At 40.3% G+C, this 26,977-nt stretch carries 16 protein-coding genes; 13 read left to right on the top strand and 3 right to left on the bottom strand.

The features are described 5' to 3' along the window. The first annotated feature begins 48 nt into the window (after positions 1-48). The 3 genes from NBH07_RS07665 to NBH07_RS07655 all read left to right on the top strand — a co-directional run bounded on the left by NBH07_RS07665 (position 49) and on the right by NBH07_RS07655 (position 6,257). Complete coding sequence (locus NBH07_RS07665) at positions 49-1,014, top strand: ComEC/Rec2 family competence protein (protein WP_156682523.1); 966 nt, start codon at positions 49-51, stop codon at positions 1,012-1,014. Between the two features lie 158 nt (positions 1,015-1,172). Next, positions 1,173-5,882 carry an NACHT domain-containing protein gene (locus NBH07_RS07660; protein WP_250833493.1) on the top strand — a complete coding sequence of 1,570 codons (4,710 nt, stop codon included), beginning with the start codon at positions 1,173-1,175 and terminating at the stop codon, positions 5,880-5,882. 39 nt (positions 5,883-5,921) lie between these two features. Beyond that, positions 5,922-6,257, top strand: coding sequence for a hypothetical protein (locus NBH07_RS07655; protein WP_010992322.1), 336 nt, complete (start codon positions 5,922-5,924; stop codon positions 6,255-6,257). A 659-nt stretch (positions 6,258-6,916) separates the two neighbouring features. Here NBH07_RS07655 and NBH07_RS07650 read toward each other — a convergent pair. The 3 genes from NBH07_RS07650 to NBH07_RS07640 are packed head-to-tail and all read right to left on the bottom strand — an operon-like array spanning position 6,917 to position 8,838. Continuing rightward, a complete protein-coding gene (locus NBH07_RS07650) occupies positions 6,917-7,684 on the bottom strand; it encodes a metallophosphoesterase (RefSeq protein ID WP_010992324.1) in 768 nt (255 codons plus the stop codon). 13 nt (positions 7,685-7,697) lie between these two features. After that, the gene (locus tag NBH07_RS07645; protein ID WP_010992325.1) at positions 7,698-8,240 is read right to left on the bottom strand and encodes a hypothetical protein; all 543 of its coding nucleotides are present in this window, start codon (positions 8,238-8,240) and stop codon (positions 7,698-7,700) included. Positions 8,241-8,256: 16 nt separating this feature from the next. Then, the gene (locus tag NBH07_RS07640) at positions 8,257-8,838 is read right to left on the bottom strand and encodes a metallophosphoesterase (protein WP_010992326.1); all 582 of its coding nucleotides are present in this window, start codon (positions 8,836-8,838) and stop codon (positions 8,257-8,259) included. A 506-nt stretch (positions 8,839-9,344) separates the two neighbouring features. On the opposite strand from NBH07_RS07640, the gene NBH07_RS07635 reads away from it, so the two are divergent. Genes NBH07_RS07635 through NBH07_RS07590 form a run of 10 tightly spaced genes read left to right on the top strand, consistent with a single transcriptional unit; the run spans position 9,345 to position 26,971 of the window. Next, a complete protein-coding gene (locus tag NBH07_RS07635; protein WP_025819225.1) occupies positions 9,345-9,551 on the top strand; it encodes a helix-turn-helix transcriptional regulator in 207 nt (68 codons plus the stop codon). 4 nt (positions 9,552-9,555) lie between these two features. Continuing rightward, on the top strand, positions 9,556-12,828 hold the full coding sequence (locus tag NBH07_RS07630) for a helicase-related protein (protein ID WP_156682522.1): 3,273 nt from the start codon (positions 9,556-9,558) through the stop codon (positions 12,826-12,828). Continuing rightward, positions 12,825-13,634 (top strand): abortive infection family protein, encoded by an 810-nt coding sequence (locus tag NBH07_RS07625; RefSeq protein ID WP_156682521.1) that lies wholly within the window; start codon positions 12,825-12,827, stop codon positions 13,632-13,634. Before NBH07_RS07630 ends, NBH07_RS07625 begins: the two co-directional genes overlap by 4 nt. A gap of 10 nt (positions 13,635-13,644) precedes the next feature. Then, positions 13,645-14,328: a DUF4391 domain-containing protein gene (locus tag NBH07_RS07620; RefSeq protein WP_010992330.1), complete on the top strand. Its 684-nt coding sequence runs from the start codon at positions 13,645-13,647 to the stop codon at positions 14,326-14,328. A 12-nt stretch (positions 14,329-14,340) separates the two neighbouring features. Next, entirely contained in the window at positions 14,341-16,248 is a 1,908-nt protein-coding gene (locus tag NBH07_RS07615; RefSeq protein ID WP_156682520.1) for a site-specific DNA-methyltransferase, read from the top strand. Between the two features lie 10 nt (positions 16,249-16,258). Next, entirely contained in the window at positions 16,259-17,260 is a 1,002-nt protein-coding gene (locus NBH07_RS07610) for a virulence RhuM family protein (RefSeq protein WP_010992332.1), read from the top strand. After that, positions 17,250-20,312: a restriction endonuclease gene (locus tag NBH07_RS07605; protein WP_010992333.1), complete on the top strand. Its 3,063-nt coding sequence runs from the start codon at positions 17,250-17,252 to the stop codon at positions 20,310-20,312. The genes NBH07_RS07610 and NBH07_RS07605 overlap by 11 nt, the downstream gene beginning before the upstream one ends. Before the next feature lie 60 nt (positions 20,313-20,372). After that, positions 20,373-23,573 carry a P-loop NTPase fold protein gene (locus NBH07_RS07600; RefSeq protein ID WP_250833492.1) on the top strand — a complete coding sequence of 1,067 codons (3,201 nt, stop codon included), beginning with the start codon at positions 20,373-20,375 and terminating at the stop codon, positions 23,571-23,573. An 18-nt stretch (positions 23,574-23,591) separates the two neighbouring features. Next, on the top strand, positions 23,592-26,303 hold the full coding sequence (locus tag NBH07_RS07595; RefSeq protein WP_010992335.1) for an AAA domain-containing protein: 2,712 nt from the start codon (positions 23,592-23,594) through the stop codon (positions 26,301-26,303). An 11-nt stretch (positions 26,304-26,314) separates the two neighbouring features. Continuing rightward, the gene (locus NBH07_RS07590) at positions 26,315-26,971 is read left to right on the top strand and encodes a hypothetical protein (RefSeq protein WP_010992336.1); all 657 of its coding nucleotides are present in this window, start codon (positions 26,315-26,317) and stop codon (positions 26,969-26,971) included. Positions 26,972-26,977 lie beyond the last annotated feature (6 nt).

Raw genomic sequence — 26,977 nt, 5'->3', positions numbered from 1 at the left:
TTGAGAGACTGATTACATTGTTATAAGTTAATAAAACATATATAGAAAATGGTCATAGAGATTCTTCAAGCAGGTACTGGTGATAGTATTTGGGTTAGTCACAATAAGAAGAATATTGTGATTGATGGTGGAAAATCTACAGCAGCTATTAGGGCCAAGTATAGCAAAATGCCACAGGATGAGATTATTGACCTGCTTGTGGTGACTCATATTGATTCTGACCACATAGCTGGTATCATAGCATTGGTTAAACACATGAAAGAAATTGGAGAGACACATAGGCTGAAACAAGTTTGGTTTAACTTTCCCAAGAAAGAAGAGACAGATGAATATTCTGTAGGCGAAGGAAATGAGTTAACGTCTCTTCTTCTTGAAATAGACGGATTGTTCTGGAATAATAATACTTCCGAGTTACTTGGTTCTACGATAGAGTTTGGCGACATAAAACTGCATGTATTAGCACCTGACCATGATGTTGCATATGAAAATAAGCCGAAAGAACCTGATGAGCTTGGAGTTCGTTCAGATGATTGGTATATTGATTTAAGGACCTTGATTGATAATGTTGATGATGACGATATAGATGAAGGAGGTACCAATAGTCAGTCAATTATAATTCTGGCTGAATGTGCAGGCAAGAAGTTATTGTTACCAGGTGACAGTACCCCTAAGAAACTATGTGATGCGCTTCAGTCTTATAATAAGACTAACGGTACACCTCTTGAATTGGATTTTATGAAACTTCCCCATCATGGGAGTACGCGAAATGTTACTAAAAACATCCTTAACGAGGTAACATGTTCAAACTTCATAATTTCGACAAAGAAGAATAATAAATATTATTTTCCAAATAAAGAGACTATTGCCAAGCTTATTCGCTACAGAGACAGTGCAGATAAGGCAATCAACGTGTATTTTAACTATCAAGAATCTCTTGATGTACTTGGAATAACAGCAGAAGAGTTGACAGAAAATAATATTAATCTCAACGTTTGCAATGAATTCAACTTTTGACATACGCAGTAATTGTGTTAAGATAAAGGCTGACATCAAAGGAAGAGGACTCCAGTTTCGAGGAAGTGGAGTCCTATACCCATTAGATGGAGATGACGAGTATGATTATATCTTTACAGCTCAGCATATTTTTAAAGATACTAGAAAAAAGAAGTTGAATGCTGTTCTTGATAAGATTAGGAACAATCGAAATAGAAGTATTTGAGGATGGCCATTTTGTAACCTATAAAACCATTACAAAAGACACTATCTCGAATTCTTTACTTCCTATTGGTGAAGATTTTCTTATCATTAAGATTGACAAGAGCGAAAAGCATTTTACTCCCTTCTTGTTGGCGGATGACCTCATTGAAGAAAAATCCATGCAACTATATGGGGTTTCAGGTGAGGCACAAGATATAATTACCAGACTGGACTGTAAATGTGTAGATAGCAAAGTAGATTTGGTTAATATCACTTCGCATGTAGACAAGATGGACAGTTTACATGGAATGTCTGGTGGTGGTGTTTTTGCCCAGAATCAACCATTGATGTATGGTGTACTATGGAAATATGCTGCGACGGAAGGTGAGTTTCACAATGTAAAGATTACACAGGTATTAGAAGAAAAGATAAAATCACAGTTAACGCTACGAAGATGGAAATCACTTAATTTCATCAAAATAACACAGTGTAAACAAGCAATGGATGTTGTTTACGGTAGCTTGTTCCGTGATGTCAATGATTCAATACTGGTTAACCGTAATAATACGCGGTTCCCTCTAGAGGCAAGATTTGTAATGCCTGACTTTATTGATGAAGTACAAAGCTTATATTCTGATGATCAAGTGAAACCAGAAGAGAAGTTTGTTCTGGCTGATCCGACAAATCTCTATATAAAAAGTAGTGAGATTCAAGAATATAGTGAGCAATATCTTAAAGAATTCTATAGCCAACTGAATAAAACGAGCAATAGAGAAATCAGAATCCCTGCATCAACCATATTGAATCCCAGCAGGAATATATTACTCATTGTGGGAGGTCCCGGCTCAGGCAAGTCTTCTTTGCTAAAGTATCTTACCTTACAACTACTAAAAGGAAAAATGGATATCTATGACGGCTACTTACCTGTATGGATGCCATTTTCATATATGGCAAGGAATTGCGATAGTGATATAAAGAGCATAGTTCGGGATTGGCTTCAAGAAAGTAAGTTATGGGAGAAAAACAGCCATTATCTGGAATATGCATTTGAGCAGCAAAAGATACTATTAATAGCTGATGGAATAGATGAATGGGGTGATGAGCCCTTACAAGCAGATAGAATTATTCGTAAAGTGAAGGCGGAGACAGAAGCTGGTAATTTACTAGCCATTTTTTCAAGTAGGGAATATGGCATTGCGAATATCAATTCTCCCTTCAGTACAAGCGACACATATACAATCGCACCATTGTCTGCGCTACAGCAGGATGAGCTTGTGAAGAAATGCGTTGATCATTATAATGGTCTGGTTCGCGAAACAAAGAGGACAGCAGAGTTCCTATCTGCTAAGTTGAGGTCGCTACATGACGTTGATCGTATGAAAGAGAACCCTATGCTGCTAACCATCCTTATTGGGCAATATCTACAGGGTAACGAACTTCCTCACAACAATATTGCAGCCATGGACTGTATAATGGAGCAATTGTTTGTTAAGCATCAGCAGTCACGCAAGTACCAGGCTTACGACTATTCTGGGTCATTTGACTACACAAGTAACAAAATGATGCTTGGAGTTCTGTCAAAAGAAATGTTTGACTATTACAATGATGGCAGCATGGATAAGACCCAGGCAGAAATACTGCTTAACCAATATCTGAATAGTCAGACATCAGGGCAGGAACTGAATAATGCGCGTATTGTTGATGATTTATTCAGGCATGATACACATCAACTGGGCGTTATAGAGGAAAGAATAGGCTCTCGCATCTCCTTTATCAATAGGCAACTACAGGAATTTATGACTGCCAAATACCTTTCGGTAGATATAGAGAGGGCTAAAGCGTTTATTCGAGATAATGTTTCGAATACCGGGCTACACCAAGTTGTTCTCTTTCTTTTCGAAATGATGCCAGCATCAGCTTTTGTAGGTTTGTACAATATCTTAAAACCTATAAGAACAAACGATTATAGGGATTATTATTTGTATAAGTTGAAATTAGAGGTTCTGGTAAGATCTGTGAAAGCACCCAAATATTTCTTACTCGAAGAAATTGAAGAATGCATACAAAGGATTGAGTGGGAATCTGATTATGACTTCAAACATGATTTACTGGAAATCCTGCTCGATGGTTTGTATAATACCTCATTACAGGCTCGTATTGAAGACTTTATTTCCAGATATATCCCTTCGGCTTCCGTATATCATGACATTAGGTTATCTGGTTTGGCACAAGTGGCTAACTTGACGGAAGAAGATCGCCAGTTTGTTGTTTTGACTGTTATAAATGGTGATGTGAGCAACAAAATACTCGCATCTAAGGTAATTAGGAATCATATCGCTGGAGATGAGAAGTTGCTGGAGATGGTTAATTCATATATAGTACCATCAACATTGCCAGAAGTGGTAGCCTTCTTCATTAGAAGTGTTATTGTAGATGGGATAGATATAGATCAGGAAAACGAGCTAATACGGAAAGTTGTGGCAGGTGACATCTTTACTCACTTTTATCAAATGGAGTTTTCTTTATTTAAAGGTGAGCCCGTTTTATCTGATGGAATCCTTGAATTAGTTTCAGAACTACCATTTTCAATTCGAGAGGAGGCTAACCGGTTATTGCAGCAATATTTCCTACAAGACGATGCTGTCATGCAAAAGGCTTTAAAGTCGGTTAGCGCACCCTACAGAGAACAAGGTAGTATTAGCAAGGATATAGCCTGGAAATATCTATTGACATGTTGGATAAATCATCCAAATGTTATCAAGGCCATCAGGGAGGAACTTAATAAGGAATATTCTTTTAATTTTGGGAATGGATATGAATTGTGGGCGATTATTCAAAGACAAGAACTATCTTCTGATTTGCTTCAAGTTATAACCGAATGGGCTGTCAATAGGGACAAAAATCATTTTATGTGGGGTGCTGAGTCCCTCATTGTAAATACCATTGTTAACGATTCTCGAATTAAAGCTAAACTTCTTGAAGCATTAGAGGGGATGAAAAGTTATCAGCATATTGTTGTCCATCCTCTCATCCAAAACTGGGGACAAGATGCTGATGTTATCGAAAAACTTCAGCGATGTCTGGATGAGATGCCGTTAAACCAATCTTCGTGGATAGCAGGATATGCATATGAAATATACCAAGGCAATGACGAACGTATTAAGGCATATCTAGATAAATGTATCGATAATGCGAACAAGGATATAATGAAAGACCGTGCAGTGTCTGTGTATATAGAACATTACAAGGAGGAATTTGCAGAAAGGTACATACCACGGATACTCAATGGCGAAATCTCGATGAGTGACCATATCCTCGGTTCAAAATGGGGCATACTGGAAGCCATTATACAGAATTATTCTGAGCGTCAGGATGTCAAAGAGTACCTTCTGACTAATTATTCTGACGACTATAGATTTGCTGGTCAGATTATAGTAAAATATCATGGTTCTGAGTTAGCCTCTCGAATGCTTAAGAAGTGGTATCACATGGATACGCGTTTAAGACTCATGATGATACATAAGATTTCCAACCTGTCGAGTATGGACGAGCATTTAGAGGGAATGTTACACCTATTCAAACAGGAAGGGAATGCCTATGTCCTTTGTGATATGGTCTTATGTCTAGTTGTTCATTTGAAAAGGACGGGGAGGGATACAGACGTATTCAAAGTTACCGAGGAGGTGTTCGATACGGCTCAGGTGACAACAGAATACACATACAAAATGCGATTCTGTATATATCTAATGTATCATAAGCTTGATGAATATGTGCAGTTAAACTTGAGTTCTGGTGGTAAAGAGTATGAATTTTCCCAGATGCACATTTTCTACAATGATAGTCCATATATTGAGAAAACAATCGTTGATGAGGCTGATTATTTACTTGCCGATGATATGGCTAATTTAAAGAAAATTGTTAAGGAAGACAAGTGTATCTATTCCTATGTTGTTTTCTTCTCAAAATATATTAACACAACATCAGACGCGGCTCGAATCATTGTAAAGTATCTTAATGAAAATAGAGATAATATTGACGATGCAAATATTCTGCTGTTCTTAATGAAAGTGGGAAACCAGAAACAGTTATTGAAAGAATTGGTTATAGCCAATATAGATAATACGAATAGCGAAATGTCTGCGACATTGGCTCAAATCATTGTCACTGAATTTGATAAAGATGAAGATATAAAACAGCTTCTGAAGCTGGAAGAGTGGAAATGGCATGATGATTCCTTTAATAGAATATCAATTAATTGTTCACTCAACACTAACGTGGAAAATTTGAAAGAGATTTATAGCGAGTTAAAAGAGAACAAGTATGAATTGACTAATTGTTATGCCTCATACAACTTCATATTCTCAATGATGGATGATAACAAAGTTGTGGAGAACCTGAAATACTACTTGACCAAACTTCAAGAGACTTTTGTCTATCGAATGATTGTTACCCCCTTGACCATGAGGTTGAAACGAGATAAAGCAACGGCTGATAAACTATATGAAGAACTATTACAGACTGAAGATCCAAGAATCAGAGTGGGCTTCTATTCAGTTCTTTCATCAGCAGGTGTTAAATCGGTAGAACTAAGGGGTTGGAGAGAACATCAATATCAGCATCTTGATGAATATGGACATGATATTGTGTTGAATAGAGATAGGAAGTTGATTGTGATTGTACAATGACAATGACTTAAGATTAGGTATATAAAATATTTTCTTTGTATGATAGCACAAAATCAATTGAAAAAGCCAAGTAACTGGCAAGACTTTGAAAAACTCTGCAAATTATTGTGGGGTGAAATATGGACTTGTGAAGATACAATAAAACGACATGGTTGCCAAGGGCGAAATCAGCATGGTGTTGGTGTATTTTCATATGTTGAAAAATATGGCGGATATTGTGATATTCAATGCAAAGGTAAGGATGACTATGCGAATGCTCAGTTAACAGAAGGTGAGATTGATACAGAAATAGAAAAGGCACTAGGCTTCGAGCCCGAATTAAAGTTGTTGATTTTTGCAACTACTGCGAATAAAGATGCCTATGCTGTATTATAGTGGTTGATTATAATGGCTTATTATCAGTGTTTTATGACTTAAGATATACTGCTCAAAAATCGAAGATTTAACACTTTTCTTCGTTGCCTATCTCAAAACAGAGGGAAAATGGGGAAAATCGTTCTCTTTTGCCCCGAAATCTCCGCTTCGCAAAGATAAGGCATCTCGGGGATAATTTCGCCGATTACGTCTGCAAAATGGAAGGCTGGTTTACGGATTTTCGGGTTGCCTTTTGTGGCTTGGCAAGGGGCGAGTCTTGCTTTGCTTTTGAGGTAGGAGTTGGGATTGTTTTGCAGCCCCCAAAAGAAAGTCGGTAGATATGATTCAGTCTGGCTTTGGCGAAGCCATCTCTTTTTCTCCCTCTGTTAGGTTTACTTTAATGCACGTATATATGAATACGGAGATAAAGTAAAGTTGGTTTCGGTGATTTATACTGTGATTCGCTTGAAAAGATGTCGTGTAATGGGGATGATTCGTTGGAAAAGGTGTAACGAATTCGGTTTATTCGCTTGAAAAAGTGTAGAACTACTGTATTATACTTGCATTCAACAGAAAAACATTAAGCCACAATATATCATATAATATATGAACACGTGCTTTTTTGTTCACTATATGATATATTGAGGCTTTAAAGTGTATTACCGGCGAACCTATGCCTTTCACAAGACAAGGCACTTGTCCGGAGCAAAACCATTGGCGATATGTTCATTTTGGAAAACATATCCCATCTGATTGCAAACGACCTTTGTTCCGTTTATCTCAGCATCAATGTTGGTATGTGAATGCCCATAAACCCATGCGTCAATGCGACTGTCGGCAATAAGCCCACTCAGTTCAGTTGCAAATGCACTATTCAGCACTGAACCTTTATGGTGAGGGGCGACGGCCTCCAATGTGGGAAGATGATGTGTTACTACCACAATGTGCTTTGCGGTGCTTTCAGTTAGACTATGCTTGATGAAATCCAAGCAGAATTCATGCATCTGATTAAACTCCTCAGTTTGGAGTAATTTGCCATTATACATTATTTGCCGAAAGTCGTTCATGCCTTTCCATATAAAATACTCGTCAGAAGGAGAAATCTGAGACCACAAAGTGCTCATGATAAAATCAGTATCATCAATCTTTACTACTTGATTCTGGTAATATCCTACATTCTTCTTGAACATCCAATTCCATTGTAGTCCCTTATCCATCACATCACAATAATTGTAATACTCATGGTTTCCGGGCACAATGAGCACTTGCCGATAATTTACAGCTGCCCATTTCCAAAAATAGCTCAAAGGTGCAACCTTGTTTTTCAAATAGAATATATCTCCGGCAAGAACCAGAACATCGCCAGTTACAGGTAATTCATTATGTTTCATCCACCTGCTGTTATCGCTGAATTCCAAATGCAGGTCGCTCATATATTGTATCTTCATAATCTTTTGTTTATTAATATTTTGTATAAATCAGTTCATAATTCTTTGAATTCGATTCATTGCCAATAATACCCTCCAAGAAAGAAAATTTATTATACAGGAATTGGTAGTGTTCAAGTTCTTCTTCCTCAAAGTCTATGTTCTCATAGCAGTTGTCTATCTCCTTGTTGATTTTATCGTACAAATCGACGGTCGTTTTGGCTATTCGTACTTCCAACTTGGCAATATCTTCTTTATTCTTAGCAATAGCCTTTTTACAATGTTCGATTTCTTCTTTGTAAAAGCATAAAACCTCCTCAAGAAGGACGTTTGTCAGCACACTTGGAGATGGACTACATGGAAGCACAGTCAATTCACGACTTGGGGTAGTAGTAAGATAAAACAATTTACACCCCAAAGACTTTGCAACCTGTTTGTTATATTCATCTATTTCGCGAATGACTTTCATCAAATCTTCTTTAGATTGACTTTGGCATTCTTCATGAGACGGATGCTCTTTCTTTTTCAACAAAGGCATATCTTTGTGTCTTAAATAGACCGTTGTATATTCACTCATACATAACCCTCCTTTTTTATTTCTTATGAAATTGCTCTACTTGTTTTTCAATCATCCTTTTTACCTGTTCAAATGATATGGGTGTAAAGTTATTGTTATCAACCCCTACATCGTATTGCATCGGATAGAGATACTGAAGTCTGGCTGCATCTATACCGGTGTTGTTCTTCCTTGTGTGAACGTGCCCGAATAGTTGCCACACATCTTTATATCCACCATCAAAACATAGAAAAGGATAATGGTTCAAATATATCCTCTGCTTGCCGACCTCTATGTGCATCTGCATTGCCACATGTTCAAATCTGTCAATGTAGCCTTGGCGTATATTCTTCAAATCGTGGTTGCCCATAATCAGATATATCTTGCCGTTCAGCCTGTCAAGCATTTTAGTCCATTCAGCCGAACCGCCAAGACAGAAATCACCTAAGTGAAAAACAATATCATACTGTCCGACAGTATTATTCCAATTGGATATGATTGTTTCATTCATCATTTCCACATCCTTAAACGGCCTGTTGCAGAAACGAATGATATTCCCATGATAAAAATGGGTATCAGATGTAAAGAACACCTTGCTGCCATCAAATTTATAGTTCATTTCTTCTCAATTTATGTGCATCACTGCACGTTAATAATCTGGTTACCAACAGCCCATCAGACGGAAATGGCAGAAGAGCATCATAAAGGCGACTGTCACAAATGGGCATACAAACAAAATAGTTGGAAAGTTTGGTAAGGACTCTCCAACTATTCAGTTTCTATTCTCTCAAAGTACAATAATGTACTCGCTATGTTCGTTGGAAAGTATTTACTAAACGAGGTTCAATACGTGAAACATGAACACTCGACACAAATTCAGTGCGTTTATTGCTCTGAATTGCGGTTGTTATAGATAATATGTTCATTCTGTTTCTTTGCATTGTTAATATTTATATTGTCTCAAAAGCAATGCAAAATTAGCAAATAAATCCCATTCTCACATCACCTTTCATTAAATTCTTTTGCCATAATACTATGATATAGGATTTTATTTCTTCGATCATGCTCGCGAACCAAATAAAATATGTAATTTTGCATTTGACGCAATCTATAATTGAATACAGTATGGCGAATTTGAATTGTATAAAGGCTGTTTTAGCTGAAAAGGGGATTATGAGTAAGTGGCTTGCTAAAACTTTGAAGAAAGATCCGGCAACGGTATCAAAGTGGTGCAACAATCATTCACAACCCGATTTATACACATTGGCACGAATAGCAGAAGTTTTGGATGTGGATATACACAAATTAATTTGTCATACAAAAGAAGAATAGAGGAATGGAACAACCTAAGTTGATAAACAACATAAGTGAGCGTGTTGTGGATGACCTCAAGGGACGGTTATCCAAAGGTGCTTGTGTGTCTATTGCTGCGGCTTCATTCTCCATTTATGCCTACGAAGCATTGAAAGAAGAACTGGAGCAGGTGGAGCAATTGCGTTTCATTTTCACGTCTCCTACTTTCATCAAGGACAAATCAAAGAAAGAGAAACGAGAGTTTTTCATCCCTAAACTTAACCGAGAGCGCAATTTGTATGGTACGGACTTTGAAATTCGTCTGCGCAACCAGTTGTCACAGAAAGCCATTGCCAAAGAATGTGCCGACTGGATTCGCAGAAAAGTGCAATTCCGTTCCAATGCTTCGCAAGAACAGATGGGTGGATTTATGCACATCAACAATGACACCCAGCAGGTTTATATTCCATTCAATGAGTTTACCACCACACAGTTGGGATGTGAGCGTGGTGCTAATGTATATAATGTAGTCAATGTATTGCCTTCACCAACAGCAAGTGCCTACTTGGATATTTTCAATGAGCAGTGGAACAATGATGAGAAGTTTGAGGATGTAACGAAGCGTATATTGGAGTACATAGACACTGTATATCAGGAAAATGCTCCAGAATACATCTACTTCATCGCACTTTATAATATTTTCAACGAGTTCTTGGAAGACATCAGTGAAGATGTGTTACCCAATGAGCGCACGGGCTTCAAGACCAGTGTCATTTGGAATAAGCTTTACAACTTTCAACGTGATGCTGCGCTGGCTATCATCAACAAGTTGGAAAAATACAATGGTTGCATCCTTGCCGATTCAGTAGGTCTTGGCAAGACCTTTACGGCATTGGCGGTTATCAAGTATTACGAGAACCGTAATAAGTCGGTGCTTGTACTTTGCCCTAAAAAACTGAATGACAACTGGCAGACTTTCCGTGCCAATTACAAAAACAACCCCGTAGCTGCCGATCGGCTAAGGTATGACATCCTCTTCCACTCCGACCTTTCACGCGACCGTGGTTTGAGTAATGGCCTCGACTTGGAGCATGTGAATTGGGGAAACTATGATTTGATTGTAATTGACGAAAGCCACAACTTCCGCAATGGTGGTAATGTGGACGAAGAGGATGAAGCGGATTTTGATACGCTCGTAGAAACAGACCGCCACAAGGAGAACCGTTATCAGCGATTGATGCGATGTGTCATCCGTCAGGGTGTGAAAACGAAAGTACTCATGCTGTCAGCAACTCCTGTCAACAACCGATTCGGCGATTTGAAGAACCAGTTACAACTGGCATACGAGGGGCGTGTGGAGAATATCAACGAAGCCCTCGAACTAGACCGCAACATTGACGACATATTCAAGTCTGCTCAGACTGCCTATAATCGTTGGGCTAAGTTGGAGCCAAGCGAACGGACTACGGAACGATTGCTGTCAAGTCTTCAGTTTGACTTTTTTCAGATGCTCGATGCCGTGACCATCGCACGTAGTCGTAGTCATATCATCAAGTATTACGACACGAAAGATATTGGCGAGTTTCCTAAGCGGCTTGCCCCTTTGTCTCGTCGTCCGCGTTTGACGGACTTGGGCGATGCCATCAATTTCAAGGATATTGCCGAGCAACTCAATGCTCTAAATCTTTCCATATACACCCCTTCGCTTTATCTCTTCGATTGTGCCCGTAGTGGTTACAGTATCGACTACGATGGTGAAGGTCTGTCTATTGACGGTCGTGAGAAAGGCTTGCGCAAGCTCATGGCCACCAACCTGTTGAAACGTCTAGAAAGTTCGGTCAATTCTTTCCGACTGACGCTTAACCGCATCCATGAGTACATTCGGCAGACAATGGAACTGATAGATGTATACGACAAGAAACATTCCGGTGCAACCATTGATGTATCTTCTTTCACTGATGATATGGACTCATCCGAAGGCGACACCGACCCATTTGCCACCAAGAAGTCGAAGATTTCATTGGCTGACATGGACTATGTGAGTTGGCGACGCGATCTTGAAGCCGATTTTGAACGGTTAGACCTGCTCTTGCTGATGTTGAAGGACATTACGCCCGAACACGACAGTAAGTTGCAGATGCTTATCGAGGATTTGAAACATAAGTTCCGCAACCCGATAAACGGAGGTAACAAGAAAGTGCTTATATTTACGGCATTTGCCGACACAGCCAATTATCTCTATGAGCAGTTATCCACGAAGATAAAGGAAACCTGCGGACTTGATACGGCTCTTATCACCGGCTCTACCGATGGAAGATGCACATTGCCGAAGTTTCCTATGTCGTTCAATAATGTGCTGACTTATTTTTCACCTTTGTCGAAAGACCGTTCAGCCCTCTTTCCCAATGCCACGGGTGAGATTGATGTACTTATAGCTACTGATTGTATCAGCGAAGGCCAAAATTTACAGGATTGCGACTACCTCATCAATTATGACATTCATTGGAATCCCGTACGCATCATCCAGCGTTTCGGGCGTATCGACCGTATCGGTAGCCGGAACAAACAAATCCAGCTTGTCAACTACTGGCCGGATATGGAACTTGACGACTATATTCAGCTCAAAGGACGTGTCGAAAGCCGAATGAAAGCCACCATCCTTACCGCAGCAGGTACTGGCAATCCGCTTTCTATGGGCGAAGAAGCCGATTTGGAATATCGCCTTGGACAATTAAAAAAGTTGCAGAATGAAGTGGTCGACATAGAAGATATGGACACCGGTATCAATATCATGGATTTGGGATTGAACGAGTTTCGGCTTGACCTCCTGCAATATGTCAAGGAACATCCGGATATTGAACATGCACCTTTCGGATTGAATGCGGTGGTAGCCGGTTCCGAATTGGCGAAACCGGGCGTGATGTTTGTGTTGAGGAATCGCAACAATGCCGTTAATATTGACCGTAAGAATCAACTGCATCCTTTCTACATGGTCTATCTGGCAGACGATGGAGAGGTTATTTGCGACCATCTGCACCCTAAACAACTGCTCGACATCATGCGTGCGCTGTGTAAGAACCAAAATGACTATGACCGTGTGCTCTGTGCTGCGGTCAACCGTGAAACGCAAGACGGCCGCCGCATGACCAAGTACAACACGTTGCTCCAAACAGCTATTGACAGCATCGTAAGCATTAAGGAAGAGACAGACATTGAGAGCCTTTTCTCTGTGGGTGAGACAACAGCCTTGCATGGAGAAATTAAAGGTTTGGACGACTTTGAGTTGATAACCTTCTTAATAATTAAAGAGAAATGAAATTATCTGATATAGAAATAGGTACTATGGTCAACTTCTTAAATGAAGGTGGTTATGTCCTGGACTTTAGTACAGCTGATTTTGATGCTTTTACCTATAAAAGCATAGGTGTTCCGCTTTGTGAAACATATAGACTTTCAAAGGGCAAATCTCTGATAGCATATATCAATGATACAAAATACGAAGATAAAATAAAGCTACTTAGCGATTTAATCAGATATTACGAACTTTCTTCAATGAAGGAACATGATAAAGAAAATCGTAAAAGCCGTGCGGTTGCTTACAAAAAATGCCGTAGCATACTTGATAAAGCAGGTGGTACAATGGTTATGACCGCTACGGCTGAAACTTTAAAAGAAGCTTTTGACAGCGATTACATATCAGCCCAAATTGATTTAATGCTCAATCTGAAGGACGGAAATCCAACAGAAGCAATTGGTAAGGCTAAAGAACTAATTGAAAGTTGTTGTAAAACAATACTTGAATTTGAAGGCTGTACTGTAGATAAAGATTGGGAAGTTCCACGTCTTGTTGATGAAACTTTCAAACATTTTCATCTGATGCCTAAAAACATCTCTGATGATGTTAAAGGAGCTAAGTCTATAAAGGCTATTCTCGGTAATCTTAAAGCTATTGCACAAGGCGTTGCAGAACTGAGAAATCTGTATGGTAGCGGACATGGCAAGTCCAGTTCATATAAAGGGCTTGAATCTCGTCATGCTAGTTTAGCGATTGGAAGTAGTACAACTCTCGTGCGCTTTTTATGGGATTCGTATGAACGGCATCATAATAATGAGGTTAATTAGATGAGACAAAATGGACAATATACTTAACTACCCCACCTCCACGCACGTGGACAGATTGGTGCCCAAGACAGCCTTTTACAAGCATTTGGAGATTAACACACGCTTGAAGATGCGATTTGTGGAAGATGTGGAACGTATACAATGGCTCTATAAGTTAGCTCCATCCACCATGAATGTGGATACGGGTAAGACGGTGCATGAAATCGTGATGTTCTTGGTGACGCTCAAAGCGGAGGATATGCCCGATGATGTGTTTCTTGCCATCGACCGCCAGATGCCTCGCCATGTGGTGTTTGTGTTGCAATATGCCAACCGTGGCCGATTGTTGCTCAACTACAAGGAATGGGTAGATGCGAACAAAACACGATTCAACATTTTGAAGACTTTCCGCACAGAATGGATGCCATTGGCAAAGGTGAAGTTAGAACTTGCAGGGTCGTCACTGGATAATATCTACGAAGCGTTTGCCGGTCAGATTTCCGGATTTGGTACGACCAATGCCGCTGACACGAAGCAGATTATGGCATTGCAAGATGAATTGGCTCGTAAACGACGGGCAGCGGAAGCCTTGCAGAAGCGTGTACGGAATGAAAGGCAGTTTGCCAAACAGATGGAACTCAACAGTGAAGCCCGTGCCTTGAAGCGTGAGATTGCTAAGTTGGAAGAGGTACTTAAAACATTAGAAAACAATTAAGAAATAAAATATATGACTGACATATTAAAACATTTGGATTTGAACTCCGCGGACGGAACGCAACTCAATCTTGATGCGCTCTATCAGATTGCACCTTCTGCATTTACCGAAGTACGTGATGACAAGACGGGTGCAATTTCCCGAAAGGTAAACTTTGAGGTGTTTCGTCAGTTGCTTGGCGACCATGCCACAGATGGCGAGGGCGAAATGTACCAGTTTACATGGGTGGGTAAGAACGCCGCTCGTGCGGAGGCTGCCAAACCTACCGATAAGACATTACGCCCGGTGGTGGAAGATTCCATGGATTGGGACAACACAAAGAATATCTATATCGAGGGCGACAACCTTGAAGTGCTTAAACTTTTACAACGCTCGTACATGGGTAAGGTGAAGATGATTTATATCGACCCGCCTTATAATACGGGCAATGACTTTGTGTATCACGATGACTTTGCCCGTACTGCCGCCGAAGAAGACCTCGAAGCCGGCAGTGTGGACGAACTGGGTAACCGCTTCCGCAAGAACACCGATACAAATGGTAAGTTTCATTCGGACTGGTGCTCGATGATTTATAGTCGTCTATTGGTCGCACGTTCTCTGCTGACGGAGGATGGGGTTATCTTTATTTCGATTGATGACAATGAGCAGAGAAACCTTAAAAATATTTGTGACGAAGTATTTGGCAGTAGCAATTTCTTGGCGCAAATCGTATGGGAGCGAGCTTATTCTCCAATTAATTTAATGAAACATTTCTCCCCTTCACATGATTACGTGTTATGTTATGCTAAAAATCTAGATTCTGCTGTATGTAAAGGTATAGCAAGAAGTTCAGAAGCTGATAATCGCTATACTAATCCAGACAATGATCCTCGAGGTGTTTGGAAAGCAAGTGATTTGTCTGTGGGACCAGCCGTAGAAGAAAATATATATACTATTACAACGCCCTCCGGGCGTAATGTAGAGCCTCCAGCTGGGCGCAGCTGGAGTCTCTCACGAAAAGCTTTTCGTGAGAGACTCCAAGATAATAGAATTTGGTTTGGACCTGATGGAAATAGCGTTCCTGCAATGAAACGTTTTCTATCTGAACTCAGAAAAACGGGTATTACACCTATGACAATCTGGAAGTACACCGAAGTAGATCATTCACAAGGTGCTACTCAAAAGTTAGCCAAATTATTTGACGGGAAAAAAGTTTTTGATTATCCTAAACCTGTAGAATTGATAAAAAGAATAATCTCTCTATATTCAGATAGTAATAGTATTATTCTTGATTTCTTCTCTGGCTCTGCAACAACTGCACATGCCGTAATGGAACAGAATGCTCTTGATGGAGGGTGCAGACAATTTATAATGGTGCAACTTGAAGAAGATTTTTCAGAATCAAGTGATGGTTATAAAATGGGATTCAAAACTATTTGTGACGCAGCCAAAGAGCGTATCCGTCGTGCCGGTGCAAAAATCAAAGCTGATTCTCCGCTTACTACACAAAATATCGATACCGGCTTCCGTGTGTTCAGATTGGATGAAAGCAACTACGAAGAAGTATCTATCTCTCCCAATGATTACCAGCAAGACCAGCTCAATTTGTTTGCAGATAACATCAAGCAAGACCGCACCGACCTTGATTTGCTCTTTGGGGCTATGCTTGCCTGGGGCGTAACACTCGACCTGCCAATGACGCAAGAAGAGGTGGACGGCTGCACCATCTATACTGTGAACGATGGTGACTTAGTGGCTTGCTTTACCGAGAGAATCACCGACAATGTGGTGGCGGCGATGGCCGACAAAACTCCGCTGCGTGTGCTCTTCCGTGACTCCTGCTTTGCCCAAGATGACCAAAAGATAAACATCTACGAGCAATTTAAGCAACTGATGGACTGGACCGATGATGAAGCCTTCAAGAATATCAAGGTTATCTAAATTCGCGATTATGGAAGAGAACAACAAAATACTCATCTATACGGATAGCGAAGGCTTGACCAAAATAGATGTAATATTAGAAGACGAGACCTTGTGGCTTACGCAAGCGCAAATGTGCGAGCTGTATCAAACCAGTAAGTCGAACGTAAGCGAGCATATCAAGCACATATTTGAAGAGGGTGAATTACAGGAAGATTCAGTTGTTCGGAAATTCCGAACAACTGCCTCCGACGGTAAATCATATATGACTGCATACTACAATCTGGATATGATTATCGCCCTTGGTTATCGCATACGTTCTATCATAGCAACCCGTTTTCGTCAATGGGCTACGCAGCGGTTGAAAGAATATATGATTAAAGGTTTCGCTCTTGACGATGAACGACTGAAACAACTTGGAGGCGGTGGCTATTGGAAAGAGCTGTTGGAGCGCATCCGGGACATCCGTGCCACAGAAAAGGTGCTGTACCGCCAAGTGTTGGAAATATATGCCACAAGTATCGACTATGACCCAAGAGCTTCTGTTTCGCAAGAGTTTTTCAAGAAAGTGCAGAACAAGATACACTATGCCATACACGGCCATACGGCAGCCGAACTGATTGTGGAACGTGCCGATGCCGAAAAGGATTTTATGGGATTGCTTACATTCAAAGGGAATCAGCCTACTCTGTCAGAAGCTCGCACAGCCAAGAATTATTTGGATGAGAAGGAACTTCGTGCTATGGGGCAGTTGGTATCTGGATATTTGGACTTTGCAGAGCGTCAGGCAGAACGAGAGCAACCAATGACAATGAACGATTGGGCTAACTATTTGGATAGGATTCTTACCATGTCGGGAGAACAATTGCTATTAGATTCCGGCAAGGTGTCGCACACGGAAGCTATGGAACATGCTACCAATGAATATCGCAAATACAAACAACGCACTATCAGTGATGTGGAACAAGATTATCTGGACTCCATCAAGCGAATTGGCAATATAGGTAAAAAAGGAGACAAAAATGAAAATTAAATACAAGCACCAACGATTTCAGGCTGAAGCTACTCGCTGTGTGACGGATGTGTTCCAAGGTCAACCGAAGAGAGATGGACTGAGCAACTTTTTGATAGACCAAGGCAAAGGCCATATAGGTTTTAAGGTAGAAGGCTTTGGCAACGCCCCCATTGTGCTCGACCGTGAAAGTCTGTGCGAGAACATTCGCACCATACAGATGGCGCAAGGCTTGAAGCCTATCGAACATATACAAGGCGAGGGACTAACCCTTACGGTGGAAATGGAGACCGGTACAGGTAAAACCTATACCTACATCAAGACAATGTATGAACTGAACCAACGCTACGGCTGGAGTAAGTTCATTATCGTGGTACCCAGTATTGCCATTCGCGAGGGTGTGTTCAAGAGTTTTGAAAGTATGGCGGAACACTTTGCCGGAGAGTATGGCAAACGGATGCAATACTTCATCTATAACTCCAAGCAGCTCTCCAAGATCGATGGCTTTGCCCAAGACAACGGCATTCACGTGATGGTCATCAACACGCAAGCATTCAATGCCTCGATGAACGAAGAGAAGAACATACAGGGACGTAGCGGAGACGCTGTCGCACGTATCATCTTTTCCCGACGGGATGAGTTTGGATCACGTCGTCCTATCGACATCCTTGCCAAGACCAATCCCATCATGATCATTGATGAACCGCAAAGTGTGTTGGGTACGGACAAGGGCAACGCCACCCGACGGGGCATACAGCTGTTCAATCCCCTGTTCAAGGTCTTGTATAGTGCCACTCATCGCAAGGACGACATCTACAACATGGTATTCCGACTGGATGCCATTGATGCCTATAACAAGCGGTTGGTGAAAAAAGTGGAAGTGCGAGGTGTGCACCAATTAGGCTCCACCGCTACCAACGGTTATGTCTATTTAGATGAAATCGTTATCGGCAAAGGCAATCCGCAGGCACGTATCGGTTTCGATATGAAAACCAATAACGGTACCCGCCATGTCATTCGCTTGGCAGGCGAAGGCTTCAACCTGAAAGAACAAAGTGGCGGACTGCAAGAATACGAAGACAACTACATTGTAGAACGCATTGACGGACTGACCGGTACCATTCATTTCCTGAACGAACTGACGCTTCATGAAGGAGACATCGTAGGTGCTGCCAACGAAGAACTGGTGCGCCGTATGCAGATTCGTGAGACCATCAAAACACATCTGGAACGTGAACGCCAGTTGTTTCCCAGACACATCAAGGTGCTCTCCCTGTTCTTCATCGACCATGTGGATAGCTACCGCATATACAGCAAAGAGGGTGTGGAGAAAGGAAAGTTTGCCAAGATGTTTGAGGAGGAATACCAGAGAGCCTTACAAGAAATGATGCCTACATTTACGGATGGAGCTTATATGCGTTTCCTGTCCGACCCCAAGAATGCGTGTGACAACATTCACGACGGTTATTTCTCCGTGGATAAAAAAGGTGTCAGCGTGGAATCGAAAAGCAAGGAAGGTGAAAACGAAGAGCGTGGTTTCAACTTGATTATGAAAGATAAGGAGCGTCTGCTGAGCCAAGAGTGTCCGGTGCGTTTCATCTTCTCTCACTCTGCCTTGAAGGAGGGTTGGGACAATCCCAACGTGTTCCAGATTTGTACGCTGAAAGATACTGCCAACGAGATAAAGAAGCGGCAGGAAGTGGGACGCGGTATGCGTCTTTGCGTCAACGACAAAGGTGAACGCCAGGATACCGATGTATTAGGCGATACTGTGTTCAATATCAACATACTCACAGTTATCGCCAGCGAAAGCTATGACGACTTTGCCAAGAAGTTGCAGAAAGAAATAGCCGAGGCTTGCGATACTCGCCCTGTGATAGTGACTGCCAATCTGTTTGCCGATGCAATGGCGCAAACAGAAGATGGAACAACAGTAAAAATCTCCACACAACAGGCAGTAGATATTCACGAAGAGTTGATTACCCAAGGGTATATCAAGAAGGGGAAACTCACTCAGAAGTATTTTGATGAGAAGAAAGCCGGACAGCTTGATTTTGGCGAGGCAAACGAACTGAAATCATTTATCATCAAGCAACTGGATAAGGTATTTGACCCGGATAGTGTGAAACCTACAAACGGAAGGGAAAAGAAAGAGGCAAAATTCAATGCCGACAACTTCCACAAGAAGGAGTGGCAGGAACTATGGAAGCGTATCAACACACGCACATACTACAATGTAAACTTCGACACCTCGAAGCTGATAAAGAACGCAATTGATGAACTGTACAAACATCTGAATGTAACGGAAATCCGCATCGTGGTGGAAAGCGGAGGTATAGAGGGAATTCGCGACCGCGAGGAATTGGAAGTCGGCACAGCTATGTCGGCAGCCAAAGTAAGAACTATCCATGTGAAGGAGGCTGTTGGAAGTGGTGTTACATACGACCTCGTAGGCGAATTGGTGCAAGCTACCGGCCTAACTCGAAGAACCATTGTAGCCATTTTGCAAGGTATCAAACCCACCACATTCCATCAATTCAAGCTCAACCCCGAAGAGTTTATCATCAAGGCAGGACGTATCATTAACGATTGTAAGGCAATCTCCCTGATACAGCATATCCGCTATGAGAAGCGCAACAATACGTTTGATAGCGACATCTTTGAGGAAGCAACACTTCGTGGTACATTGGGCAAGGACGCTATCGAAAGCGAGAAATCGCTGTATGATTTAGTGGTAGTTGATAGCCAAGGTATTGAGCGTTCCTTTGCCGAATCATTGGAAAAAGAGGACGATGTAGTGGTTTACACCAAGCTGCCGGGAGGCTTCTATATCAATACCCCCATGGGTAAATACAACCCCGACTGGGCAGTTGCCTTCCGCGAAGGTAGCGTGAAACACGTTTACTTTGTGGCAGAAACCAAAGGTAACGACATCGAAGCATCCCAGCTGCGAAAAGCCGAAGATGCCAAGATTGAATGTGCCCGTCGTCACTTTGCAGCCATCAGTACAGGCGAAGTGGTATATAGCGTGGTGAAAACGTATCAGGATTTGTATAATGCGGTAACGAAATAACACAATCATCCATGTAGAGGAGCCACTCCCTACATGGTATTTGATTCTTTGAATAGGAACATGATTACAGAGCATCCTTCGTATTTAAGAACGACACCTGTTGGTGAAGACCTATTTATAGGTAAATCTCATGAAGCAATATCTAAAAGAATTGCTCAACAGATTAAAAATGGTAACCATTGCCAAATGATTGGAATTGATGGTGGATGGGGATCAGGTAAATCAAATTTAGTAAAGCTCATTTCTAATGAACTCAATGCAGGGATAAGTGATAAAAAGAAACAAATGTTTCCATTTATCACCTATGATGCTTGGGGGCACAGTTCCGATTTACAACGTCGTACCATATTAGAGGAAATAACAAAATCTCTGATTACTGACTATGAATGTCTTGATAACTCTTGGCAACTAAAACTTAACGAACTTCTTTCCAAAAAGAAAAGCACTCATAACAAAAAAGTTCCTAGACTTAGCACAACTATTAAAGTCGGCATGTTATTAGTGGCATTAACCCCACTAATCAATTGGCTTGTTTCTTTAGTTCCAGACAAATGTGTTTTGGGAAAGATTCTTACGTCTATGATACCTTACATTGTTGGTATCGTTTATGTTGTTTATAAAAAGCATTGCGATGATAAAAAATATGGAATAACTGGAACCGCATCATTCTCGTCTTACTTTGAGGAATTATTTCTTGTGTACAAGGGTAAAATTTCTGAAGAATCAACTTATGAAGTGATTTCTGAAAAAGAACCTTCATCTTCACAATTTAAGGAATGGATGCATCAGTTAGATGGGAGTATCAGGGATAGCAAAAAAGTAATCCTTGTTTTTGACAACATGGATAGGCTTCCTATTGCTAAAGTACAAGAGTTTTGGGCTGCTATACACTCTTTTTTTGCAGAAGAGTCTTTTGATAATCTTGTTATAATTGTTCCATTTGACCGCTCACATATCATAAATGCCTTCAAATCGGAAGATAATACCGATAATAGCCATTGTTACGGCAATGACTTTATTAACAAGACATTTAGTGTGGTACATCGTGTAGCTCCTCCCATCATGTCTGATTGGAAAGCATTTTTCTATCAAAAATGGAAAGATGCCTTTGGTAAAGAAGCTTCTCCAGATAAGGAGGTTACGCAAATATATGATGCTATGACCCCAGAAATTACACCTCGCAACATCATTGCTTTTATAAACGAACTAATTACATTGAAGTTTAACTCTGATTTATCTATTCCTGATAGATACTTAGCATTATACATTTTTGGCAAGGATGAAATTTCAGCTAAACCGTCAATAGAACTTTTGTCTCCTTCATTTTTAGGGAATTTGTCTTGCCTTTATAGTAATGATACCGATATGCCTAAATTTATGTCGGCTATACATTATCAGCTACCTGTAGAGAAATCAATGGATATTGTTTTTACTCGGCAGATGAAAACAGCTCTCGATAATAATGAAGTGGAGACAATTAACCAATTAGCCAAAGATAACTCTACCTTTAAGAGTATTGCAGAAATAGCTATTCTAGATGTCACTAACATTGAGAATGCGACAATAGCACTCGAAAAGGCTGATTTATCTAATATTGAGAAAGGCGTTCTCGATTATATTTGGCAATGTCTATACCATCGTATTCACTCATTAAAAGCAGACTTCACACGTTACAAACCTTTCCACTCAATCTTACTTTCTCATATATCACAAACAGGTAGGAAAAACTATATTTCTATGCTGATTAAACAATACCAAAGCATAAAGGAAGATAGTTTTGATTGCCAGACTTATATACAAGGCATTGATGCCTTGCGGAAAGTAGACTCATTTCATTTAGATTGTGTCCTTGAATGTTTATGGCAAATATCACCTGCATTGTTCGTGAAACTTACTCAAATCACGAAAGATTCATACAATGACTATGGATATTATTGTCCTGAAGAAGATTTAGACGAATACCTTTCTGATTTAAGCATTTCGGATTGGAAATCCATATTTATCAATAAGACATTAGCTGATGAATATAAATTGAATCGCTTTGAGAAAAAACTGCTCGAAAATCTAAAATCCTCTGGGAACAACGTAGATGATGTTAGAGTATGTATTGAACGCCTGAAAGAGATTCGATCCTATATAGATAATGCAGATTCTATAATGGCCGACTCGGCTATCTATAATATATTGGGTAGCATCGATAGTAAGAATCCAATATTCTATGATTTAATATGCATTGGTATGTCCAAATGCGGTTCGTACCAGTATAGAGGATACAGCCCATATTCTATAATGCTATCTTCACCCTCTGACCAAGATATTATTTCTATCTCAAACACCATTAAATGGTATATCAATTATGGTGATCTATTAGTAAGTTATAGTTCATATGATAGTAAACTAACAAATAGTGTTGTAAGACATTTGACCAATAGCTATAATGCTCATAGTAGAGCATCAATCACAAATTGCTTGAAAAATTATACATCTATAAAAGCTCATTATTCACTTGAAGCCAAGGCTTTGTTGACTAAACTTGCTGGATGGTCTACTAACTATAAAGGTGAAGATGTTTTCTCTCCTGAACTAATAAAAGACTGCCTTAATGTAAAAAATGATTTATCAGTTGCAGTATTAAATGCTCTAAATTCAACCTTGCAAAGCAAATCGCAAGAGGTTTGGTGTGATGACTTGAAAAACTCGCACACTTTAGCCGATTATTATGTCATGTATCATCCGGAAATTAATCAAAACTTGTTTGATGCGATAAAAGAGCAGATAAATAGTTGTGTAACTAATAATACTGCCATTGCAAACCAAGAGATGATGATCGCTACTGACGTGTTGTTCGGTTGTGTAACTAATAATACTGCCATTGCAAACCAAGACATTGTTGGTAAGTTATTGTCTATATGTAACGTACAAGGCTGTGACGTGAAAAATTTCTTTATAGATACCCTAAATAAATTCAACACAAATCAGTCAACCAAAGGAAAGGTAATTGCATTAGCCCCTTGGATTTTCCAATATGTAGGGAATGACTTGGAGACTTATCAGGATTACTTGTTTAAGTTTTTAGTTACAGAGGTGTTAGAAGATGATGCAATAATTAGTATCCTTAATAAAAACAGACAGATGCTTTCATTCAAAAAACCTGATGATTTTAAGAGGAAAATCAAGCAGTTAGCTGAAGCTAATGGTAACGAATCTTCAGAAATTTGGATGCTGGCAAAATATTGGAAACTTATAAAAGATAAGAAATAAAAATTTGGCACTTTTGCTATGGATTCGCAGTTATACATGATAGTAGATTTAGAGAGATGTGGCGATAAGTGTATGTTTATCACCGAGCAAGTTTCCTCTATCAGCGAGAACAAGAACGGTCTTTGGGCTGTTCGGTTCTCGTCATCTACTCGTGTGTTCAATTACAACAAAGCCCGTCTGTTATATTTTACCGATCCAGAGACCATAGATTTCAGCGAAAAAGGATTGTATATCAAGAATAAGCACATCAACAATGTGGCAGAAGTATTGCGGTTTTCTGACACTCGTCATACATTCTATCGAGTGACCTATCCCAATGGTTACTATGAGAACTTTGAGGGAAATGATGTCTATATCACTCGTACTCCCATTGACAAAAATGGTGGATCTACTTGGGAATATCTTCGTAAATTGGCTGCTGAAACAGGTCTGATGACAGAGGATGAAGATAATATCTTATCCAAGCAGTATGAATTGGTAGATACAATGCGCGACAATGTTCCTTTGGCTCAATATCTTGGTGACAAGTCAAAATTAGCAACATATCGCTTGCCAAAGCAGGTTTATTATCCTTTCGGATGCAATGCCAGCCAAAAGTCTGCGGTGGAGAAGGCATTGACGCATCAAGTAAGCATCATACAAGGACCTCCGGGAACAGGTAAAACGCAAACGATTCTCAACATCATAGCCAATTTGCTTATGGTAGGAAAAACAGTGCTTGTTGTGTCTAACAACAATTCTGCCGTAGAGAATGTAGCAGAAAAATTGGAGAGCGAAGGACTTGGTTTTATAGTAGCCAAACTCGGTCGTACGAAAAATAAAGAGGTGTTTATTGCCAATCAAGTAGGTTATCCTGATATGACAGATTGGAATATTGAGGACAAATCAACAATATATCAATTGGCGAAAGATTCTCTCCAAAACGTGTCACAAGGATTTGACGGGCAGTTACGTCAAGCTCAACTAAAGACGGAATATGATGCGTTGCTGAAAGAGAGCAAATATAATGCGCTATTAGGCGCAAACAGTACTGATAACAACTGGCTTCATGGTAAACCATCTGCCAAACTGATAACGCTGCTCAACCTTTACCAAATGAAGGTAGAGAAGGAGCAAAAGCTCAGTTTTTGGTTTCGTTTGAAGTGGTCATTTGCTATGGGAATGAAGATATTCTCGTTCCTTAACGGTAAAGTTACCGAAGTGATAGCTGGATTGGAAGAAGCCTACTATTTCTCTCGTAAGGCTGAAATCGAGCAAGAATTGGGCTTCATAGTCCATACGCTTCAATCCATTGATATTAACCAGTCTGTAAAAGATCTGCGTTCCTCTTCCTTGCAAATTTTGAAGAATAAGATTGCCAAACGATATGGAACCAGCGAAAGGAAAAGGTTCTCTATTAGGGACATCAAGCCCAAAACAGAGGAGTTCTTGAAAGAATATCCTGTCGTACTCAGCACCACTTATTCTGCCAAAAGTTGTATCAGTAAGGATATGGTATTTGATTATGTGATTATGGACGAAGCGTCACAAGTAGACATTAAGACCGGAGCATTGGCACTCTCGTGTGCGATGAATGCCGTGATTGTTGGTGACGACAAACAATTACCTAATGTAGTGAGCCGTGAAGAAGCACTTGCTCTAAATGCAATTCAGACAACCTATAATGTAGATGACAGATACAACGCTATGACGCATAGCTTTCTGCAATCATGTGTGGAGGTATTCACGGAAGCTCCTGTCACGTTGCTGCGGGAGCACTATCGTTGCCATCCCAAGATTATTGAGTTCTGCAATCAACGGTTTTATAATGGTGAGCTGGTGGCCATGACCACTGACAACGGCGAAGAGAATGTGTTGCAGGTAGTCCGTACCACTAAAGGCAATCATGCGAGAGAGCATTTCAATCAGCGAGAGATTGATGTCATCATACAGGAGGTAATGCCTGAATATAAGTATATGGATAGCGTGGGCATCATTACTCCCTATCGCAACCAAGCGGAAGAAACAAATAAGGCATTAGGGCATGATATTGCCAGTACGGTACATAAATATCAAGGTCGGGAGTGCGATAGCATCATCATAAGCACAGTAGACAACGAACCAACGGAGTTTTCCGACGATGCCAACTTGCTCAATGTCGCCATATCACGTGCCAAGACTCGTTTGTGCATCGTGACCAATGGCAATGAGCTGCCGAAAGAATCGAATCTTGCCCAGCTTATAGCCTATATACAATACAATAATTTCGAGGTCAAGGAAAGCAAACTCCACTCTGTGTTTGATTTGCTCTATAAGCAATACACTGCAGAACGTTTGGCGTATGAAGCTGCCCATCCTTCGGTATCGAACCATCTATCTGAAAACCTTGTTTATACGGTTTTGGTAAAAGCTATTGCTGATTTGAATTTGATTAACGCTGAAATATTATGTCATTATCCGCTCTCTCGATTGATTAGCGATTGGAGTTTGCTTAGTGAAGAAGAAAAGGCTTTTGCAAAAAGTCCGTTTTCTCATATAGATTTCCTTATTTACAATTCGCTCACTAAACAACCACTTCAAACGATTGAGGTTGATGGTTGGCATTTTCACCAGAATAGCGATGTACAGCAATCACGGGATGCCCTCAAAGACCGATTGCTCACAAAGTTTGGTCTTTGTCCGCATCGTATTTCCACTACAGAAACGGTGAATGTGGAAACGATAAAGAAAATCATTTTAATCAGTAGTTAAAAATCAAAGTTATGAGCAGATTAAGCAAACTATATCAGACAATGGAAAACCTAAAGGAATTAGGTTTGTCTATTAATGAAGATCTTATTCAAGAGGCAAATGAGTTAGAAGAAGAAATTATCAAGAAAGAGATTCTTCCGGTGTTAAGCAAAACAATAGAGCCGGCTTTGCAACCTGTAAAGCGTGAACTTGTTTTAGTTGTGGATTATGTGCCGGAACAGCCCCTGAGCGTTCATCTTAGCCGTAAGCGTAACTTTGCAGCGGAGTTGACGGATGCCAAGGAGATGGTGCTCGATCCGGAGGTAACACATCGGAATAATGGTTCTCGTCTGGATGAAAAGATAGAAAGAGGTCCGACAAGAGATATGACGGTTGTTTTTCCTGACGGAACTATAATAGCGGAGAAAACTGCTGTTGAAACACTTATAAATGTTGTCAAAAAAATAGGAGTGGCTGAGGTTCGCAAGGTGGTGGAAGAGTATAATCTCAAATTCTGCAAAGTACCCGTAATTTCAAACCGAAGGGATGCAAAGTACGGTAAAAGTCAGAAAGAATTGGGTGGAGGATGGTTATTGATTACCCATAGCAACAATCGTATGAAAAAGGCTTTTATCGAGAATGTTTCTGAAGTTTTACATCTCGGAATAAAGGTCACCTTAAAAGAATAAGAGAGC

Source organism: Parabacteroides sp. B2-S-102, assembly GCF_023656665.1.
Classification (GTDB): Bacteria; Bacteroidota; Bacteroidia; order Bacteroidales; family Tannerellaceae; genus Parabacteroides; species Parabacteroides distasonis.
The sequence above is the reverse complement of the archived record's forward strand: the minus strand, read 5'-3'. Positions and strand labels throughout refer to the sequence as shown.

Excerpts from the sequence above, each read along its gene's own strand:
- NBH07_RS07665 (WP_156682523.1), top strand. The coding sequence starts at position 49 with ATGGTCATAGAGATTCTTCAAGCAGGTACTGGTGATAGTATTTGGGTT.
- NBH07_RS07660 (WP_250833493.1), top strand. The coding sequence starts at position 1,173 with ATGCTGTTCTTGATAAGATTAGGAACAATCGAAATAGAAGTATTTGAG.
- NBH07_RS07655 (WP_010992322.1), top strand. The coding sequence starts at position 5,922 with ATGATAGCACAAAATCAATTGAAAAAGCCAAGTAACTGGCAAGACTTT.
- NBH07_RS07650 (WP_010992324.1), bottom strand. The coding sequence starts at position 7,684 with ATGAAGATACAATATATGAGCGACCTGCATTTGGAATTCAGCGATAAC.
- NBH07_RS07645 (WP_010992325.1), bottom strand. The coding sequence starts at position 8,240 with ATGAGTGAATATACAACGGTCTATTTAAGACACAAAGATATGCCTTTG.
- NBH07_RS07640 (WP_010992326.1), bottom strand. The coding sequence starts at position 8,838 with ATGAACTATAAATTTGATGGCAGCAAGGTGTTCTTTACATCTGATACC.
- NBH07_RS07635 (WP_025819225.1), top strand. The coding sequence starts at position 9,345 with ATGGCGAATTTGAATTGTATAAAGGCTGTTTTAGCTGAAAAGGGGATT.
- NBH07_RS07630 (WP_156682522.1), top strand. The coding sequence starts at position 9,556 with ATGGAACAACCTAAGTTGATAAACAACATAAGTGAGCGTGTTGTGGAT.
- NBH07_RS07625 (WP_156682521.1), top strand. The coding sequence starts at position 12,825 with ATGAAATTATCTGATATAGAAATAGGTACTATGGTCAACTTCTTAAAT.
- NBH07_RS07620 (WP_010992330.1), top strand. The coding sequence starts at position 13,645 with ATGGACAATATACTTAACTACCCCACCTCCACGCACGTGGACAGATTG.
- NBH07_RS07615 (WP_156682520.1), top strand. The coding sequence starts at position 14,341 with ATGACTGACATATTAAAACATTTGGATTTGAACTCCGCGGACGGAACG.
- NBH07_RS07610 (WP_010992332.1), top strand. The coding sequence starts at position 16,259 with ATGGAAGAGAACAACAAAATACTCATCTATACGGATAGCGAAGGCTTG.
- NBH07_RS07605 (WP_010992333.1), top strand. The coding sequence starts at position 17,250 with ATGAAAATTAAATACAAGCACCAACGATTTCAGGCTGAAGCTACTCGC.
- NBH07_RS07600 (WP_250833492.1), top strand. The coding sequence starts at position 20,373 with ATGATTACAGAGCATCCTTCGTATTTAAGAACGACACCTGTTGGTGAA.
- NBH07_RS07595 (WP_010992335.1), top strand. The coding sequence starts at position 23,592 with ATGGATTCGCAGTTATACATGATAGTAGATTTAGAGAGATGTGGCGAT.
- NBH07_RS07590 (WP_010992336.1), top strand. The coding sequence starts at position 26,315 with ATGAGCAGATTAAGCAAACTATATCAGACAATGGAAAACCTAAAGGAA.